Below are 18,536 nucleotides of genomic sequence, written 5' to 3' on the forward strand. Positions count from 1 at the left end.
CAACTTTCTCCATCGTCCATACTATTAGAACTTCTTCCTTTCATATCTAAAATATCTACTATGCTACTATAAAACTTAAAAACAGTCAATAATATTTATAATTATTTATGGATTTTTTGAAATTATTTTATATTCTGATTATAGAAAAGGAGGTCCCAAATACGATTTGTATCTTAAGGACATCCTCTCCTAAATATAAACACTTTATTTTACAGCTAACTCTATTTTCATTTTTTCTGTTAAAATTGGAAGTATTTTTTGGTAATCTCCTACGATTCCGTAATCTGCTACATCAAATATCGGGGCTGATTCATCTTTATTGATTGCAATTATTATATCTGATTCTTCCATTCCGGCCAGATGCTGTATTGCACCTGAAATTCCAATCGCAAAATATACATTTGGTCGAACGGTTTTCCCTGTCTGCCCTACCTGTTGTTCTTTTTCAGTCCAACCAGCATCAACACATGCACGGGAACTGCTTAAAGAAGCATTTAGCACTTCAGCAAATTCTTGCAATAATTTAAAATTCTCTTTGCAACCGACTCCACGTCCTCCGGAAACTAATATTTTTGCATCCATGATATCTATTTTGTCAGAAACCTTTTTCACTATTTCAACAACCTCTACATAGTTTTGATTCGGTTTCAAATCAATTTTAAACTCTTCTACCAAGGCTTTTGCATCTGGATCTTTTTTTCTTTTCTGCATAACACCCGGGCGGACCGTTGCCATTTGTGGACGATGTCTGGGACTAACAATAGTAGCCATAATATTACCACCAAATGCCGGACGCGTCATCCTTAAATCTTTTGTCTCCGTATCGATTTCAAGCTTGGTACAATCTGCTGTCAGACCTGTATGCACTCTCGCGGATACACGTGGAGCAAGATCACGTCCTATTGCGGTCGCTCCATATAGAACGATTTCAGGTTTATAATGCTCAATTATTTCATACATTACCTGAGTATAAGGCTCCGTTGTATAATCCTTTAATTCTGGATTATCTACAATTATTACTTTATCTGCTCCAAAAGCAGCCAGTTCCTCTGCTAATGTATTGATTCCAGCACCTAGAACAACTGCGGTAACATCCGTTTCTAACTCTGATGCCAATTCCTTTGCCTTACCAATTAATTCAAAAGAAACGCCGGTAATTTTACAATCCACTTGTTGCGTAAAGACGAAGATTCCTTTGTAATCCTGTAAATTCATTTATTTCACCACTTTCTTTTAGATAACAAATTTTTCTTTTAACTTTTCAATTATGTAATCTGCTGACTCTTCAGCATCAAGTGAAACTTTAGTTCCTGCCGGTTTAACACTTTTTGGAAAAGACTGTGCAACTTTGGTCGGCGAACCTTTCAAGCCTATTGAATCATCATCGACTTCTAAATCCTGACGCGTCCAAACAACTACTTCCTTTTCCCTGTAAGCGTCAAAAATTCCACCCGGAGTCATATAACGTGGTTGATTCATTTCACCAAGCGCGGTAATTAAACATGGCATCTGAACTTTAATCGTATGATATCTGTCTTCGTATTGTCGTTTAACTATTACAAACTCACCTTCAACTCTGATATCTTCTGCATAAGAAACATTTGGAATTCCTAAATGTTCTGAAATTTGTGGACCTACCTGAGCGGTATCTCCATCAATTGCCTGACGTCCTGTAATGATTAAATCATATTCTAATTTCTTAATTGCTGCTGCAAGTGTTGTGGACGTTGCTAATGTATCCGCTCCACCGAATGCTCTGTCTGATACCAAATATGCATTGTCAGCTCCCATTGCCAACCCTTCTCTAAGTACTGCATCCGCCTGTAAAGGTCCCATAGAAATCACGGTCACTTCAGCTCCTATAGAATCTTTTATAGCCAGTGCAGCTTCTAATCCGGCTTTATCATCCGGATTTATAATACTTGGTACCCCATCTCTGATAAGAGTTCCTGTTACAGGATCTAATTTTACTTCATTTGTATCCGGAACTTGTTTAATACATACTACGATTTTCACTGTATTGTCACTCCTTATTTTTATTTCACTTTTCACACTTTGAAAATAATGATGTTTTCGTTATAAATATTTTCCTGCGATTACCATACGCTGCACTTCTGATGTTCCTTCGTAAATTTCAGTAATCTTTGCATCACGCATCATTCGTTCAACATCATATTCCCTGGTATATCCATATCCTCCATGGAGCTGTACGGCTTTTGTTGTCACTTCCATAGCGACCTCTGCTGCATATAATTTAGCCATTGCCGCTTCTACAGAAAATACTTTCTGCTTATCTTTTGCAATAGCTGCTTTATATACAAGGTTTCTGGCCGCTTCCACTTTGACGGCCATATCTGCGATCTGGAATTGAGTATATTGAAATTTTGATAGTGATCTTCCAAATTGTTTTCTTTCTTTCACATACTCAATTGTTGATTCTAATGCCCCTGAAGCAAGGCCAAGAGCTTGCGCTGCAATACCAATTCTTCCACCATCAAGTGTCTGCATTGCTATTCCAAAACCTCTGCCTTCTGTTCCTAATAAATTTTCTTTCGGAATTCTGCAATCTGTGAAAATCAATTCATATGTAGCGGAGCCGCGAATACCCATTTTCTTCTCTTTGGTACCAAAGCTAAAACCTTCTGTCCCTTTTTCTACAATAAATGCAGAAATCCCTTTGGTTCCTTTTGATTTGTCGGTCATCGCAAAAACAATATAGGTATCTGCTTCTTTTCCATTTGTTATAAATATTTTACTGCCATTCAGTATATATTCTTCTCCATCAAGAACTGCCTTAGTCTGCTGACCGGATGCATCTGTTCCTGCTCCAGGTTCAGTCAAAGCAAACGCCCCTAATTTCTCTCCTCTTGCTAATGGCTTTAAATATTTATCTTTTTGTTCTTCTGTTCCAAATTTTCTTATCGGATCTGCTCCCAATGAAGTATGTGCTGATACTATAACACCTGTTGTACCACAAACTTTAGATAATTCTTCGACTGCCAATACATAAGTCAATGTATCGCATCCCTGTCCACCATATTTCTTGGGGATCGGAATTCCCATAAATCCAAGTTTCTGCATTTTCTCAACAGTCTTTCTTGGAAATACTTCCGTCTCATCTACCTCTTGGGCTAATGGTTCAACTTCATTGATAGCGAAGTCCCGAAATAACGTTCTAGCCATCATCTGTTCTTTGCTTAATGCGAAATCCATCTTGATACCTCCATTTTAACTCTACTCGACTCTCAATTATTTACTATAATCATAAAATCCTTTCCCGGTTTTCATACCTAACTGATTTCCTCGAACCATCTTTTTCAATAATGGATGTGGACGATATTTCGAATCACCAGTTTCAGCCACAAGAACATCCATGATTGCAAGTACAATATCAAGACCAATTAAATCTCCTAATGCTAAAGGACCCATTGGATGATTAGCTCCAAGCTTCATTGCAGTATCAATATCTTCTACAGAAGCAACGCCGTCTGCAACTATTCCAACTGCTTCATTAATCATAGGTATTAGAATTCTATTTACTACAAATCCACCTGCCTCATTCACCTGTACAGGAGTTTTCCCTATACTTTCAGCAATTTTCTTGATTTCCCTGACCATATCTTCCGGTGTATTCAAACCGGCAATTACTTCTACCAGCTTCATCACTGGTGCAGGATTAAAGAAATGCATTCCGATAACTGGTCTATCTAATTGAGAACCAATCTCTGTAATAGAAAGAGAGGATGTATTAGTAGCAAACATAGTATCGGCTTTACAGATTTTTTGCAGTTCTTTGAATGTGTCCTGCTTAACCTGCATATTTTCTAAAGCTGCTTCAACAATCAAATCACAGTCTCTGCAGATTTCTTTTGTTCCTGTTTTTATTTTAGATAAAATAGTATCTGCGTCTTTCTGCTCCATTTTTCCTTTGGCAATACGCTTTTCAAACCCTTTTGCAATTTTATTCTTGCCTTTCGCTGCCAATTCTTCGTTGATATCACATAAGCAGACTTCATACCCATCTGACTGCGCAAATGCCTGAGCAATTCCTGCTCCCATAGTTCCTGCACCAATAATTCCTACTACCATTAAAATTATCCTCCTTCTATTTCAAATCTTAAAATTAATATTTTTCAACAATCGTTGAGCAGCCCATTCCTCCACCTATACATAAGGTAGCGAGACCTTTCTTCACATTTTCTCTCTTTTGCATTTCATAAAGTAATGTTACAAGAATACGGCATCCGGAACAGCCTACCGGGTGACCTAATGCAATGGCTCCTCCATTTACATTTAAAATTTCAGGCTTAAATCCAAGTTCTCTGCCTACTGCCAGACTTTGAGCTGAAAAAGCTTCATTTGCTTCGATCAAATCAATGTCATCTATTGTCATTCCTGCCCTTTTCAACGCTTTTTTCGTAGAAACAATAGGTCCTACCCCCATAATAGAAGGATCAACTCCGCCTAATGCGCCTGAAATCCAAACAGCCATAGGTCTTACACCCAGTTCTTTTGCCTTTTCCTCACTCATAACAACGACTGCTGCTGCTCCATCATTAATGGAAGAAGCATTTCCTGCTGTAACAACTCCATCTTCTTTGAATGCTGCTCTCAATTTTGACAATCCTTCTTCTGTTGTTCCTTTACGCGGTCCTTCATCTGTATCAAAAATAATCGTTTCTTTCTTCGTCTTTATCGTTACCGGTACTATTTCATCTTTAAATCTTCCTGACTCAATTGCAGCCACTGCTTTATTTTGACTATCTGCTGCAAAGGCATCTAAATCTTCTCGAGAAATTTTCCACTGTTCTGCTACATTTTCTGCTGTAATACCCATATGATATTTATGAAACGCATCTGTCAAAGAATCATTTACCATCGTATCGATCATAGCCGCATTATTCATACGATAGCCAAAACGAGCTTTTGTTAATGCATATGGTGCCATGGACATATTTTCTGTACCACCGGCTACTACGATATCAGCTTCTCCGGCAGTGATCATATTCGCCGCCATATTAACTGCCTTCAATCCCGAACCACAAACAACGTTGATTGTGGTAGCCGGTACCTCTTTTGGTAAACCAGCATTCAAAGAAGCTTGACGCGCTATATTTTGTCCTTGTGCCGCTTGAAGAACACATCCCATAAACACTTCATCTACTTGTTCAGGTTTTACACCAGCTCTATTTAGTGCTTCTTTGATAACTATAGTACCTAAATCAGCCGCTGAAATATTACTAAGTGAGCCACCCATTTTACCAATTGCAGTACGGCAAGCGCCTGCTAATACAATTTTCTTGTCCATAGATAAACCTCCATTTTTTTATTTTATTTGAGCATTAAGTATTTCCTGAACCTTAACCTCAGCATGTTAATTTTATCACAACCTATATGGGTATGCAATATTGTACACTTCGTTTTTCCATAAAATTCCTGAATTTTTTGTGAAATTTCTATAATTTTATTGTCCTTTTTCGTCATTTTATCTCTCTTTTTCCCATATTTGTTATTTATTTATCACTTTCTCGAAAGCTTATTCAATTTTCTTAAAATAAAAACAACCACTAATCTCTTAGTGATTGTCTTATAGACTATGTATGCCTTTAGTTTTTAATTTATACTAATTTTAATGAAAAACATGGTTTCCAATAACTTGTCCCTGTGTAACAAAATCATTACGTTTAAAAAACAATGCACTGCCGATAGGATTTGCCCCCGCCAAACTATCAATAGCTGCCGATGTACAAGATGCATTGGCCCCCTTAGCAAGTGCTACAGCAAACCTGCCACTAGCCACAGGGGAAAATTGACCTGCCTGATAGATAACTCCGATTATGGTATTCGGAAACAAATTACTTCTTACTCTATTTAACACTACGGCTCCAACAGCAACCTGTCCTTCATAGCTCTCTCCTTCTGCCTCACATTGAATAATAGCTGCAAGAAATGCTAACTCAGAATCTGTTGCACTAAGTGGTGCTCCCGTTCCTACTTGAGCCTGCTGAGCCTGTGCTTTCTTGATCTGCTCTTGCTCTTTCTTTACTTCTTCAATTTGTGTTTCTTTTTCTCTTATTTCATCTTCATAAGCTCTTGCCTGTTTTTCAAATGCAGAAATTTCATCCTCAAACTTTATAATATCTTTTGTAATTTCCTGCATAATTTCTGCCAAATGATTCTGCTCTTTCTTTGCCTCTTCTTGCAGTTCACTCAATTCTTTTTGTTCCTGTTTTAATTGCTTCTCCTTTTCTTCAATTTCTTTCTTTGTATTCTGGTATTTTTCCAACATCTTTCGATCATATGCGGAAATTTCTTTCACATAACTAGCATGGTTGAGTGCATCTGCAAAAGTATCTGAATTAAAAATAATATCAATATAAGATTCTGAACCCTGTTCATACATAAAGCGAATTCTTTTTTTCATATCTTCGTATTGCTTCTTCTCTTGCTTTTTTATTTCTTTTATTTTTTCATTTGTCCTATCAATTTGTCGTTCTTTATTGGAAATTGCACTCTCTAATTCCGAAAGCTTTTCACTGATTTCCGTCAACTGAAGATTCAATTCCTCTAGATATCCTTCTAATCCTTCTTTCTTTTCTTCTAATTGGTCTACCTGCTCTTTATTATTTTCTAATTCTGTTCTTATATTCTCTTTTTCATTTTCTAATTTTGAAACAGATTCTGTTGCGTTGACATTTTCAATATCCAAAAAAAACACCAGCAATAATAACAACAGACAGAATCTCAATATCTTCTTTTGTTTCATCCACATATCCTCCCATGTAATTTATAAATGAAAAATCAACTATTTCAAAATTAAACACATTTCTATTCCATTGTACAACAATTTTCAGATTTCAACAAGATTTTATAACAAAAAAATATCTAATAGAGCTAATTTCTCTATTAGATACTATTTTTGAGTCAATTTATTTCGTTTTTCCAAATATTGTATGTATTAATTGTTTTAATGTTTCATTATTTTCCTGAACCGATTCCTGAGCATCCGATTCTGGTTCCTGTTCCTGTTTCCAATTATAATATTCTGCATCCAAATCAAAATCATCTGTTGAATATGCCTGACCTTTTGCAGGTGGTACGATTTCCATCTTCTTGTTAGAGCTTTCCTCTAACGCAGCTTGCCGCACCTTTGCAACATGCTCAATATCTACCTTGATTTCCGGGAGTGTTGCTCCTGAATCCTTATATGACATTCCTAACTGCCCATCCATATCAGGTATTTCATAAGCATCAGCTTCTAACTTTCTATTTGAGTCTGCTGTATTAACAGTATTGTTGGCCCTGCCTCGTTCTAAATTCACTGCTTTTCTTTTTATTTCATCCCGTTTTCTTTGTTCTTCTATTATATTTAAATATAATTTATCGTCAGCCATATCCTGTAATTGTTCATGAAGTTCATCGCGATTTCGCATAATTGCAGAAACCTTGCTGTCAAGAAAATGCTCCATCAAATGATATTCTTCGTGAATTCGATTAATCTGCCCTTGAACAACTTTCTTTACTTCTGACAACATATTATCTGAGTACATAATGGATGCTGCATAGATATCTTCAGCACTTTTATTTGCATTCGCAACAATATTCTCAGTTTCTTTTTCCATTTGTGCTTTTGCTTTCTCTTTACTGACCTGCGTCATTTCATATTGATCCATCATCTCATAAATTGCATAGTTTAATTCCTCTAAAATTTGAAACATTTCTTTTTTAGAAACTATGATTTCGTCTTCCGAATTCATATATCTGTCGCTCTTTGCAAATAAAATATGTATCTTTTTCAATAACTGTTCTATTTTTTCGGGCATAACTATTCCTCCATACTCCCTGTCGACTTTATATGTTATTTTACCCAATAAACCTTTGCATGTCAATGAATCTGGTATTAAGTAATCGCTACAAATATATCATATTTAATTCGTCTTTAAAGTGCTCTTTTGCGATCTCTACTATATGTTTATGGCAGGTCAACATCATAATTTGTGACTGCATTTTTTCTTTTTCGATATTATCCTTAAAAAATGCGAATCCCTCTTGCACTCTTTTATCATCATACTGCATAAATATATCATCCAAAAAAAGTGGTAATTTTTCATTTTCCCTAATAATTAATTGTGTAATTGCAAGTCTAAGAGCTAAATATGCCTGATCAATCGTTCCATTACTCAAGTAAGAAGCTTCCCTATAATGAGTATCTTCAGCCGGCTGTGCCAGCAAGCTATAATCCTTTGCAACCAATACTTGTTTATATTTTCCACCTGTAATCTGCGAAAAGATCTCTCCTGTTTTTTGATTTAATTCCGGTCCAAAACTTTTTCGAATCTCTTCTGCAGATTCTTGCATCACATTTTCTGCCTTAACCAAAGAATCATAATATAACTGAATCTCCTCTACTTTAGATTCCAAAAACTTTTGTTCTACTTCTATCTGTCCAAGATTTTTTTCCGGAATCCGAATCTTTTCTCTTAAGCGAGTCAGATATTCTTCTAAATTTGTAATTTCCCCACCTTTAAGATTTATTTTCCTTTTCATCTCGGATGTATTCTCTAGTTCTTCTTCGAAACTGATATTTAACTGTGTCAACTGCTTGTCAATTATTTGAATTTCATTAATCATAGATTCCAAATCAATAGATTTTCTATCTATGCCATTTGCCATATGTAAAATAGCTTGATGTCTTTCCCTAAGTTCAATCACATTGTTTTCTAACTCTTTAAGCAGGTTATCAGCCATTTCAATAGATTTTACTTCTTTATACAAGCTAACCTTATCTAGATATTTTGTACAATCTAATTGATATTCTTCCCTCATGCTAAATAATGTCTTTTTCTTATCCTTAATAGATAGATTGTCAAAATATAATGTTTCAAACTCTTCACTAACATTGCAATGTTTTAAATTTATAATAGATTTTATTTTCTCTTTTTTTTCTTGTATTTGTTGATAAAGGTTGTCCAGAAAATCATTTTCATTCATTTTCAGATTATATGAGAAACAAAATTCTTTGTTTAGATATTGAATCTGACCATCTACGCTTTTTTCCATTCTATTAAGAATTGGATTATTTATTCCCATTTCATCATATTTTTTTGAATGACGTAAATAGAAAAATACAGTTATCAATGCTGATACTATTCCAGCCAAAATCACTGCGGGATGATATAATACCCCAAAAATAGCTAAGGCAGCACTTCCTGACAGTCCTATCAAAACTAGCCTCTGATTTTTTGTTTTTAATTTCTTTAAACTTTCTTCTCTAAGATGTTTTTTTGTAGCATTATAATCTAGGATTGCAGGTATTAAACTATTTTCAAAATATGCGCATCCTCTTTCGAAATTTTCCAATTGTTCTCGCAATTTTTTAAATGTTACATATTCTTCTTCCGTAATTTCTACAAAAGATTTTTGACTCAAATCACTATTATCTTGAAAACATTTTATCGCTGTTTCCTGGCTTTTTATTTTATTTTGCAATACTTTACACTCTTTTAAAAAACTTTCTAGTTGATCTTTCGGTATTCCTCCTTCCATCAACTTCTTTTTGATAGATTGCTCTTCCTCAACTTTTTGTATTAACGATTTTAGTTTTTGTTGTATATGAAACAATTCAGATGCTTTTATTTTTTTTTCTAATATTCTTTTTTGAGCTTTCTTTTCTTCTAATTCTTCTTTTTTTAGTTTGAATTCTTCCAAATATTCCATTTGAGAATCTTCTAATTCTTTTATCTTAATTTTTGTTTCTTTTATTTTTTCTAACGAGTCTTTCGCTTCTACCAATATCCCCTTATTACCACGGATCGATTGTATTTCTTCTTTTGCTTTACTTAACCGCTCCAGTACTTGTCTTTGAGATATATTTTCTTCTCCTGTTGAAAACATGTTGGAAAGTTTCTGTCCTATCTCGTCTTCTTTATCTGCATCAAATGCCCCAATCTGTCCAATAAAAATGCTGCGTTCAAAACCAGCCAAGTCAGTACCCAAAAACACTTTTCCCAATTCTTCTTTATTAGGAAGAGTAACTTCCCCGGTACTAAGATTCATAACTTTTGTCTTATCCTTTGCAGGTGTAGGCCCCATTTCCTTCTCAATCCTATAATCAACTCCATTGTTTTCAAATTCAATGGCACCACCCATACTCCGACCATTCCAGGGTAAATATTTTTTACGCGGGTTATTTGAAATATCCCTGCTTCTTTTCTGTTCGCTATAAAACATCATCTTAATAAATGCCATTAAGGTAGTTTTTCCGTCTTCATTGTCTCCATAAATAAGATTCATTCCTTCAATGAAATCGATAGAATATTTATGAAACCTTCCGAAATTTTCTATTTCTATTTTTTTAATCTTCACGATATTTCACCTCGCCATAAAATGCTTTTAATCCAATATTTAAAGCATTTTGACAAATCTGTTTCTCATTTTCATCTTTACAATCATCTAATTTTTCCAGCATTCTTCTTACAAAAATCCCTTTCAATGCTTCTTCTTTTGCAAGAAGGTTCAAATCAAATTGTATCTGTGTTTGATCAATCATTTTTACATAAAATAATTCTTGTTCTAATTTTACTTTTAAATCTTCTAACTGAATCATGCTGTCTTCTGTTACAGACCCTTCTAAAATAATTTTATATAAATGATTCCCAAAATCTTCTCCATACTTTTTCGATATGGTTTCTAAAATCAGCTTTTCTGCTTGTAACGTATGATTGACATCGGATACATTGATTCTGATTTCAATGTAATTTCGTTGACTTACAGGAACAAATTTTAAATTGCAGTTCTCATTGGTAAGTGTTCCAAAGTAAACTCCTTTCTCATCCAATTCATCAAACCCCTGTCCTTCCGGACATCCCGGATAAGCAAAATAAGTATTTCCTGTTTTTTTCAATGGGGAAAATTTATGTATATGGCCTAATGCCAGATAATTTAACTGACAATTTTCTATCTGCTTTTCTGTAATCGGGTTGTAATTGCTCCTTCCCCCTTCTGCTACCACTTCGCCATGGAACAAGCCAATATTGATCCAATTATCTTTTGGGACTTTTATCCCCCTCAATAAGGATTTCGTCACATAGGAACCAGTAAAAGCGCCTCCCCAAACACGGAGCTCATATTCCGGAAATTCTTTATATTCTAAACTTTCTTTCCATATCGATACATTGGAAGGCCAAAAATCTTCCTTCAAATAATAAGAATCTTCATGTATAAAATCATGATTTCCCGGTGTTATCAGAATATTTGTCTGACAAATCTGTTCAAATCCCTGTCTAATTTCTTCTATCACAGAATAATCAATATTATTATGATCAAGCATATCTCCTGCAATCAGCAAAAAATCAACATTCTCTTCTTTGCACATGGAAAGTATTTTAAAAAATGTCTGTTTGATTTCCGCCTTTCTTTTTCTTGATTTATATCCAAGCGTTGTTAATTCTGCTCCAATGTGAATATCTGCACAGTGAATTAACTTTATCTCTTTCATGCTAACACCTGCCTTTGTTAAAGCTCATAACTTCCTTATTTTTATTCATTTATTAGTCCAAGTATAACATAGTTTTTCTTTTCATCAAAGCTTGATGTTTTGAATTAATCCGTTATAATTAAGAAAAAAGGAGGTCGATATTATGGAAATACGTTACCTTGCAATCCGAAATTTTAAATCCATCCGCTCTTTAATCATTTCAGACGTAGAAAATGCTCTAATTGTTGTCGGAAAAAACAGTACTGGAAAAACTGCTATTTTAGATGCTGTTTTGGCTGTTGCCGGTATCTATTCCATTTCACCTAACGACTTCCACGATTTGGACGGAAATATAGAAATTGAAATATCTTTGAATATTACAACGAAAGATTTGAAAATGTTAAATCAAAACGGACAAATAAGTAATTATAAACGTTTTGACCTTTGGCTAAAAGATTTTTATTCAAAATTACCTTCTTTTCATGAAGAAATTCTACACTTTACTTTTGTTGCTAATAGAAATGGGAAAATAAGATATTCTGACGGTTTCAAGAAAAACAATCATTACATTCCCCACATTTTCCCTAAAATTCATTATATTGACCAAAATCGTAATCTCCTTGAAATACAAAAAGATATATTAGAATTGCAGATTGGAGATGCAATCTCAGGTTTAAGAAAAAATCTTTGTCTCTTTGACAAATCAAAACATTGCAATAATTGTTTCAACTGCATCGGCATGATTCAAAAAAAATCACCGGCTTCTTTGACTGTGTTTGAAACAGCTAAACTCTTAGAATACAAGTTATTCCATTTAAATATTGATTCGTTTGTCACTACTTTAAATGAAAACTTTGAAAAAAACAGTAACGGTGCCTTCCGACTTGCTTATGAAATTGATTTTGACATTGATGAAGTATTCCGAATCAATATGCTTACCTACAATAAAAACAATAATTTTACAGTACCTGTTCAAAATATGAGTGAAGGAACCAAAAGTATTTATATTTTATCCTTACTTGAGACTTATATTGAAAAATCGCAATTGCTTCCTTCTATCATTATGATGGAAGATCCGGAAATTTATCTGCATCCACAGCTTCAAAAAGCCGCAAGTGAAATTTTATATCGGTTGTCCAAGAAAAACCAAGTAATTTTTTCGACTCATTCACCTAATATGATTTTTAATTTCAATTCAAAGCAAATTAAACAAATCACTTTAGATCAAGATTATCTTACAATTATCAATGAACACCCTGACATCGATCATGTCTTAAGTGATTTAGGCTACTCAGCAAATGACTTGATAAACGTTGATTTTGTATTTATTGTGGAAGGAAAACAGGATAGTAATCGTCTTCCTTTATTACTGAATAAATATTATTCTGAAATTCAATCATCGGATGGCTCCTTACATCGTATCGCAATGATACCAACAAATAGTTGTACGAATATTAAAGCGTATGCAAATCTTAAATTCATAAACAAATTCTACTTAAAAGACCGTTTTTTAATGATTCGAGACAGTGACGGAAAAGATCCTCAATTATTAACGGAACAATTATGTAGTTATTATAAGAATAGAGAACTTGCCGACAAAGGTAATCTTCCCAGAGTGCTGCCCAGAAATGTTTTGATTTTGAAATATTATTCCTTTGAAAATTATTTTCTTGACCCAAAAGTCATGGTAAAAATAGGACTTTTAGAGACGGAAGAAGAATTTTTTGATATTCTCTATCAAAAATATACGGATTATCTTTACCGGCTTACCAGTACCAAAAAAATGCTGGAAATAACCGGGATTCAAATCAATTCAAAAGAAGATTTGAAAAAGCATTTTGAAACTATAAAAATATATGTACGTGGTCATAATCTTTTCGATATCTTTTATGGTCCTTTTAAAGGTGAAAAAGAAAAAGAAATTTTGACTACTTATATAAATTCTGCCCCAAGGGATACGTTTAAAGACATTCTGGATGCTATTGATTCTTTTGTTTATTTTGAAAGTAGAAAAAAGGAACTGCCATCTGAGCCTGATAACTTCTAGGTGGTTGATTTGTTATGATTTTATCTTCCAAAGCACAGCCAGCATTATGATTATCGCTATTATGATTCCTATGATTCCGCCAAAGAATAGTGCTGCCCAGCAGAACAATAAAAACATGATCCAGTTTTCATCAAGTATCGGTTTTTGTCTTTTGTTTTGACATTTCGTATTCATAATATTCCTCCTAAATGTGTTTCTATAAGGAGTATACAAAATAACGTGTACCAAAAAAAGGACTTATAAATAATTCCTTCTTAAACGTAAAACAGTTCACACCTCATTTTTAGACATAGAAGTAGGCTGTAGCAAACCTAACTATATTTGTTAGTTTTACAACAGCCCCATATCGTTTATACATTAATTTAATATATTATAAACTTTTTACTGTTTCAACCACATTATTAACAGTAAAACCAAATTTATCAAATAATATTTTCTCTGGTGCACTTGCTCCAAATCCGTTCATAGAAACATAAGCTCCTTGCAGGCCAACATACCTTCCCCAGCCAAAATCAGTTCCTGCTTCAATCGCTACCCTCTTTGTAACTGCCTTTGGCATGATAGACTCTTTATACTCTGCTGACTGCTGTTCGAAAAGATCCATACAAGGTACACTTACTACACGTACATCCATTCCCTCTTGTAATAAGACTTCTTGTGCCTTGATTGCAAGTTCAACTTCGGAGCCACTAGCCATAAGAATTGCATCTGGCTGTTCTTTCTTAGAAGCTGAAATAATATACCCACCTTTTAAAGCTTCCTTACTTGAGCCTGGGAGTTGCGGAAGATTTTGTCGTGAAAGAGCTAGTCCGGTTGGTGTCTTCTTGTTTGAGATTGCATAGTACCATGCTGCTGCTGTTTCAGTCCCATCGGCCGGTCTGAATATACTGAAGTTAGGCATGGCCCTTAACATAGCAAGCTGTTCAATTGGTTCATGAGTAGGGCCATCTTCTCCAACACCGATGCTGTCATGCGTAAATACATATGTAAGAGGAATATTCATCAATGCTGAAAGTCTGGCCATTGGTTTCACATAATCGCTGAACACAAAGAATGTGGATACATAAACCTGCAGGCCACCATGAAGCATCATACCATTTCCAATTGCTGCCATAGAAAGCTCTCTTACGCCAAAGTGTAGATTTCTTCCAGCATAATTTTCTTTTGAATAATCACCTTCGTCTTTCATATATGTTTTAGTAGAAGGAGCTAAATCTGCTGAACCTCCAATAAAGTTTGGAAGAAATTCCTTGATTTTATTAATTATGATTCCCGAAAGGTTTCTAGTTGCTTCTGCTTTTTCATCATATATCCAAAAAGCTTCCTCATCAATTAACTTTTCGGCCGCGTTTTCATCATGATATTTTTCCCACAACGCTTTCATTTTTGGAAATTTTGTACAGTAATCGGCAAACATAACATTCCATGATGCTTCTAAGATTACGTTTTTTTCAGCATTTTTTTTATAGTTTGCATATACTTCTTCTGGTACATAAAAAGGATCATGTTTGGGCCATCCTAAGTTGTCTTTTAAACTGACAACATTTTCTACACCGAGAGGTTCACCATGTGCGCTTGATTTGCCCTGCTTTGCTGGACACCCGTATCCAATCTGTGTTTTAACAATAATCATAGTAGGTCTTTCTTTATCTGCTTTTGCCGCTTCGAGTGCTACGCTGATTTCTTCCAGATTATTTCCATCTTCAACAACTAGTGTCTGGAATCCATACGCTTCAAAACGCTTCTGCACGTTTTCTGTAAAAGCAATATCTGTACTTCCTTCTATTGTAATCTTATTTGAATCATACAAAACAATAAGTTTACTTAATCCCAATGTTCCTGCAAGTGAAAATGCTTCTGAGGAAATACCTTCCATCATACATCCATCTCCACCAAGAACATAAGTATAATGATCTACTATAGGAAAGTCTTCTTTATTAAATATAGCTGCCAAATGTGATTCGGCCATGGCCATTCCGACTGCCATTGCCATTCCTGCTCCAAGGGGACCTGTTGTAGCTTCTACACCTACTGTATGTCCATATTCAGGGTGTCCAGGCGTTAAAGAACCCCATTGTCTGAAATTAGCTAATTCTTCTATTGAAAGATTTTCGTATCCAAACAAGTGCAGTAATGAATATAATAAAGTAGATCCATGACCTCCTGATAATATAAATCTGTCCCGGTCTGCCCATGTCGGATTGGTTGGATTGTGCTTCATATGTTTTGCCCATAGTTCATATGCCATGGCAGCTGAACCCAAGGGAAGTCCAGGGTGACCAGAATTTGCCTTCTGAACTGCATCAGCGACTAGTACGCGGATGGCATTTACTGACATTGTATCAATATTACTCATGTATACCTCCTGATATTTATCAAATTACAATATGCAAAAAGTGATATGATAAATTTTTATCTCATCTTTCTAGTTTATTTAAAATCTAACACCTCTTTAAGTATTGGAATCGAGCCTGCTGCTCCTTCCTTTGTCACTGCAATTGCTGCCGCTTTCGTCGCAAGAGCCAAAGCCTTCTCAGGACTCTTTGTGTTATAAAATTCTTTGATGAAATATCCCGTAAATGTATCCCCAGCAGCAGTTGTATCTACTGCATTTACATGTATCGCATTCTGCCTGCAAGTTTGTCCCTGCATTCGAAATATAGCTCCAGCCTTACCCAATGTCAGAACAATCTTAGATGCTGGATATTTTTCCGAAAGAGCATTTAAAATTCTCTCCACGTCTTTTTCTCCAGTAATCTGCTCTCCTTCAATTTCATTTAAGAAAAATAGCTCTACTCCTGAAAGATCCATCTGGCACATTTTTTCATCTAAAGGCGAAGGATTCAATAAAATACGCATTCTCTTGTCCTTTGCCCGTGCAATGATATAGTCGATATAACTGATTTCATTTTGAAGTAAAAGCAAATCTCCTTCTTGAAATTTGACCAATACCTCATCCACATATTCTTTCGTAATTTTCTGATTTGTTCCACCACATAAAATAATGGAATTCTGTCCGCGATCATCTACCTGAATCAACGTATGTCCACTTTTTCCAGTTGATTTTTGAATCAGCCCAGTATTAACATGTGCTTTTTCCAGTTCGGTCAATAATATTTGCCCATCCATACCAATCATGCCCGCATGAAATACTTCCATCCCTGCTCTTGCAAGCGCAATAGACTGGTTTAGCCCCTTGCCACCGCAATGCACTTGCTGCGAACCAGATGCGATTGTCTCACCTGGTTGTACTATCGATTTGACCCGATATACATTGTCAATATTCAAAGACCCAAAACTTAATATTCTCATTTACTTTTTCACCTGCTGACTCTAAATTAATTATATTCCCGGATTCCATGTTCTATAATATCCCAAAATTTCGTTGTATCAATATCAATTGCAACAAAACTGTTTGGCTCATTATTGGTATAGTGAAAGAAATCACAGTTGGTACGTCCATAACTCTGCTCACTTCGAATATCTATCTGTGTAAACATTTCTTTCACTGTAAGTACGGTAGGATCAATTAAATAGGCAATGGTAACTGGATCGTGCAATGGACCACCTTCCCATCCATATACTTCCTTCTGACTCTTATTGAAAAAGGTCATTAAGTCAATAAATAATTTTGATGCAATATTCTCATTTTTTCCCATTCTTTCCATAATTTCCGGATAGCATAAAACTTTTCGTGTGACATCTAAACCAACCATAGTAATTTTTCTTCCACATGTAAATGCTACATGTGCTGCATCAGCATCAGCAATAATATTAAATTCTGCTGCCGGGGTAACATTTCCAAGTTGATAGCATCCTCCCATCAGAACAATTTCCTTGATTTTCGGAACAATATCCGGACACAACCGAATAGCCATTCCAAGATTGGTCATAGGTCCTGTCGTCACTACTGTGATATCCCCATCAGATTCCAGCAAAGTTTCAATGAGAAAATCTACCCCATGCTTCCTCTCAGCTTTTTTTGTCAGCGGTTCAAAGACCGGACCATCCAAGCCAGATTCTCCATGAATATCTCCAGCAATCACCTGCTTATCCCGTATCATAGGCTGCCCACACCCTGGATAAACTGGAACATCTAATCCCAAGTACTGACATACATTTAACGCGTTTTTCAATGTCTTATCAATCGTCTGGTTTCCTGCCACAATCGAAATTCCCAGCAAATCAATTGTTTTGCTCTTTGCCGCAAGCATGATAGCAATGGCATCATCATGCCCAGGATCGCAATCTAAAATAATCTTCTTTTTTTCCATTTTATTCTCCATTTCATCTTTAAGTTGTTTTATGTGTTAGCATAGATTCCATTTTTTTACACTGTTCTTCATTTATTAAAATTTTTCTGCCTTCTTTTATAATTAACTGATTTTTATCCATTTGTTTAATCACACGATTTACGGTTCGAACATTGACTCCAGAATAATTTGCCAGTTCTTCTTTTGTAAGCCGGACCTCACATATTCCATCTGCAGTATGTTGCTTATTGTACATAGATACCAACAGATAATATAATCGCTCGGTTCCATTTAGGAACAGAAAAGCACGTTCTTTTTTTGACTGTTCATCAAGTTTTTGCATCATATCTTTGACCTGTTTCAATACCACTTTCACATCGCTTAAAAGCCATTTTTTAAATAAATCCATAGGAATCTCAAGCATTTTGCAATTTGTCATAGTTATCAACGTAGTAATATACGCGTCATATCCCATGTAGAACTCCATTGCACCAAAAATCTCAATCGGCTCAAACCACGTATAGTCATAAACCACATCATATATTCTGTAATCTGTCGCTTTAACATGACCATCTATCAGAATATACACCGTTTTTGATTCTTCCCCAGACTTTATAAACATAGTGTTTTTTGGTATTTGGACAACTATGAATGCATCAAGCAACCAATATGGGGCATTTAATAAAAGTTCCTGCAAAACACACTTCTTTTCTTCTGGCAATTTTTCCATCAAGTTCAATAATTCGTTCACCACTCGTTC

Annotated in this window: 15 protein-coding genes; 1 reads left to right on the plus strand and 14 read right to left on the minus strand. The window is 35.1% G+C overall.

Annotated features, from left to right (window positions below; all coding sequences use genetic code 11):
* Positions 1-204 precede the first annotated feature (204 nt).
* The 9 genes from DWV06_RS14955 to DWV06_RS14995 form a co-directional block, all read right to left on the minus strand.
* On the minus strand, positions 205-1,215 hold the full coding sequence (locus DWV06_RS14955; RefSeq protein WP_115482985.1) for an electron transfer flavoprotein subunit alpha/FixB family protein: 1,011 nt from the start codon (positions 1,213-1,215) through the stop codon (positions 205-207).
* An 18-nt stretch (positions 1,216-1,233) separates the two neighbouring features.
* Positions 1,234-2,016 (minus strand): electron transfer flavoprotein subunit beta/FixA family protein, encoded by a 783-nt coding sequence (locus tag DWV06_RS14960; RefSeq protein ID WP_115482986.1) that lies wholly within the window; start codon positions 2,014-2,016, stop codon positions 1,234-1,236.
* Between the two features lie 60 nt (positions 2,017-2,076).
* On the minus strand, positions 2,077-3,213 hold the full coding sequence (locus tag DWV06_RS14965) for an acyl-CoA dehydrogenase (protein ID WP_115482987.1): 1,137 nt from the start codon (positions 3,211-3,213) through the stop codon (positions 2,077-2,079).
* Between the two features lie 36 nt (positions 3,214-3,249).
* Positions 3,250-4,089, minus strand: a complete 840-nt coding sequence (locus DWV06_RS14970) for a 3-hydroxyacyl-CoA dehydrogenase family protein (RefSeq protein ID WP_115482988.1) — start codon at positions 4,087-4,089, stop codon at positions 3,250-3,252.
* Positions 4,090-4,123: 34 nt separating this feature from the next.
* A complete protein-coding gene (locus tag DWV06_RS14975; protein ID WP_115482989.1) occupies positions 4,124-5,308 on the minus strand; it encodes an acetyl-CoA C-acetyltransferase in 1,185 nt (394 codons plus the stop codon).
* Between the two features lie 321 nt (positions 5,309-5,629).
* A complete protein-coding gene (locus DWV06_RS14980) occupies positions 5,630-6,766 on the minus strand; it encodes a cell wall hydrolase (protein ID WP_162300655.1) in 1,137 nt (378 codons plus the stop codon).
* 163 nt (positions 6,767-6,929) lie between these two features.
* Entirely contained in the window at positions 6,930-7,823 is an 894-nt protein-coding gene (locus DWV06_RS14985) for a hypothetical protein (RefSeq protein WP_115482991.1), read from the minus strand.
* 88 nt (positions 7,824-7,911) lie between these two features.
* Positions 7,912-10,365: an ATP-binding protein gene (locus DWV06_RS14990; protein WP_162300656.1), complete on the minus strand. Its 2,454-nt coding sequence runs from the start codon at positions 10,363-10,365 to the stop codon at positions 7,912-7,914.
* Entirely contained in the window at positions 10,355-11,497 is a 1,143-nt protein-coding gene (locus tag DWV06_RS14995) for a metallophosphoesterase family protein (RefSeq protein ID WP_115482993.1), read from the minus strand. The genes DWV06_RS14990 and DWV06_RS14995 overlap by 11 nt, the downstream gene beginning before the upstream one ends.
* Positions 11,498-11,639: 142 nt before the next feature.
* On the opposite strand from DWV06_RS14995, the gene DWV06_RS15000 reads away from it, so the two are divergent.
* Positions 11,640-13,523 (plus strand): ATP-dependent nuclease, encoded by a 1,884-nt coding sequence (locus DWV06_RS15000; RefSeq protein WP_115482994.1) that lies wholly within the window; start codon positions 11,640-11,642, stop codon positions 13,521-13,523.
* Positions 13,524-13,535: 12 nt separating this feature from the next.
* On the opposite strand, the gene DWV06_RS18440 is transcribed toward DWV06_RS15000, so the two are convergent.
* From DWV06_RS18440 to DWV06_RS15020, 5 genes are all read right to left on the minus strand, one after another.
* Positions 13,536-13,697, minus strand: coding sequence for a hypothetical protein (locus tag DWV06_RS18440; RefSeq protein WP_155522640.1), 162 nt, complete (start codon positions 13,695-13,697; stop codon positions 13,536-13,538).
* Positions 13,698-13,893: 196 nt separating this feature from the next.
* Positions 13,894-15,879, minus strand: a complete 1,986-nt coding sequence (gene tkt / locus DWV06_RS15005) for a transketolase (RefSeq protein ID WP_115482995.1) — start codon at positions 15,877-15,879, stop codon at positions 13,894-13,896.
* A gap of 74 nt (positions 15,880-15,953) precedes the next feature.
* The gene (locus DWV06_RS15010) at positions 15,954-16,835 is read right to left on the minus strand and encodes a ribokinase (RefSeq protein WP_115482996.1); all 882 of its coding nucleotides are present in this window, start codon (positions 16,833-16,835) and stop codon (positions 15,954-15,956) included.
* Between the two features lie 26 nt (positions 16,836-16,861).
* On the minus strand, positions 16,862-17,797 hold the full coding sequence (locus tag DWV06_RS15015; protein WP_115482997.1) for a nucleoside hydrolase: 936 nt from the start codon (positions 17,795-17,797) through the stop codon (positions 16,862-16,864).
* Positions 17,798-17,816: 19 nt separating this feature from the next.
* Positions 17,817-18,530 carry a Crp/Fnr family transcriptional regulator gene (locus DWV06_RS15020; RefSeq protein ID WP_115482998.1) on the minus strand — a complete coding sequence of 238 codons (714 nt, stop codon included), beginning with the start codon at positions 18,528-18,530 and terminating at the stop codon, positions 17,817-17,819.
* Positions 18,531-18,536: the final 6 nt, after the last annotated feature.

This window comes from Anaerosacchariphilus polymeriproducens (genome assembly GCF_003363435.1).
Lineage (GTDB): Bacteria > Bacillota > Clostridia > Lachnospirales > Lachnospiraceae > Anaerosacchariphilus > Anaerosacchariphilus polymeriproducens.

Excerpts from the sequence above, each read along its gene's own strand:
- DWV06_RS14985 (WP_115482991.1), bottom strand. The coding sequence starts at position 7,823 with ATGCCCGAAAAAATAGAACAGTTATTGAAAAAGATACATATTTTATTT.
- DWV06_RS14980 (WP_162300655.1), bottom strand. The coding sequence starts at position 6,766 with ATGAAACAAAAGAAGATATTGAGATTCTGTCTGTTGTTATTATTGCTG.
- DWV06_RS14970 (WP_115482988.1), bottom strand. The coding sequence starts at position 4,089 with ATGGTAGTAGGAATTATTGGTGCAGGAACTATGGGAGCAGGAATTGCT.
- DWV06_RS15000 (WP_115482994.1), top strand. The coding sequence starts at position 11,640 with ATGGAAATACGTTACCTTGCAATCCGAAATTTTAAATCCATCCGCTCT.
- DWV06_RS14965 (WP_115482987.1), bottom strand. The coding sequence starts at position 3,213 with ATGGATTTCGCATTAAGCAAAGAACAGATGATGGCTAGAACGTTATTT.
- DWV06_RS15015 (WP_115482997.1), bottom strand. The coding sequence starts at position 17,797 with ATGGAAAAAAAGAAGATTATTTTAGATTGCGATCCTGGGCATGATGAT.
- DWV06_RS14975 (WP_115482989.1), bottom strand. The coding sequence starts at position 5,308 with ATGGACAAGAAAATTGTATTAGCAGGCGCTTGCCGTACTGCAATTGGT.
- tkt (WP_115482995.1), bottom strand. The coding sequence starts at position 15,879 with ATGAGTAATATTGATACAATGTCAGTAAATGCCATCCGCGTACTAGTC.
- DWV06_RS14995 (WP_115482993.1), bottom strand. The coding sequence starts at position 11,497 with ATGAAAGAGATAAAGTTAATTCACTGTGCAGATATTCACATTGGAGCA.
- DWV06_RS15010 (WP_115482996.1), bottom strand. The coding sequence starts at position 16,835 with ATGAGAATATTAAGTTTTGGGTCTTTGAATATTGACAATGTATATCGG.
- DWV06_RS18440 (WP_155522640.1), bottom strand. The coding sequence starts at position 13,697 with ATGAATACGAAATGTCAAAACAAAAGACAAAAACCGATACTTGATGAA.
- DWV06_RS14955 (WP_115482985.1), bottom strand. The coding sequence starts at position 1,215 with ATGAATTTACAGGATTACAAAGGAATCTTCGTCTTTACGCAACAAGTG.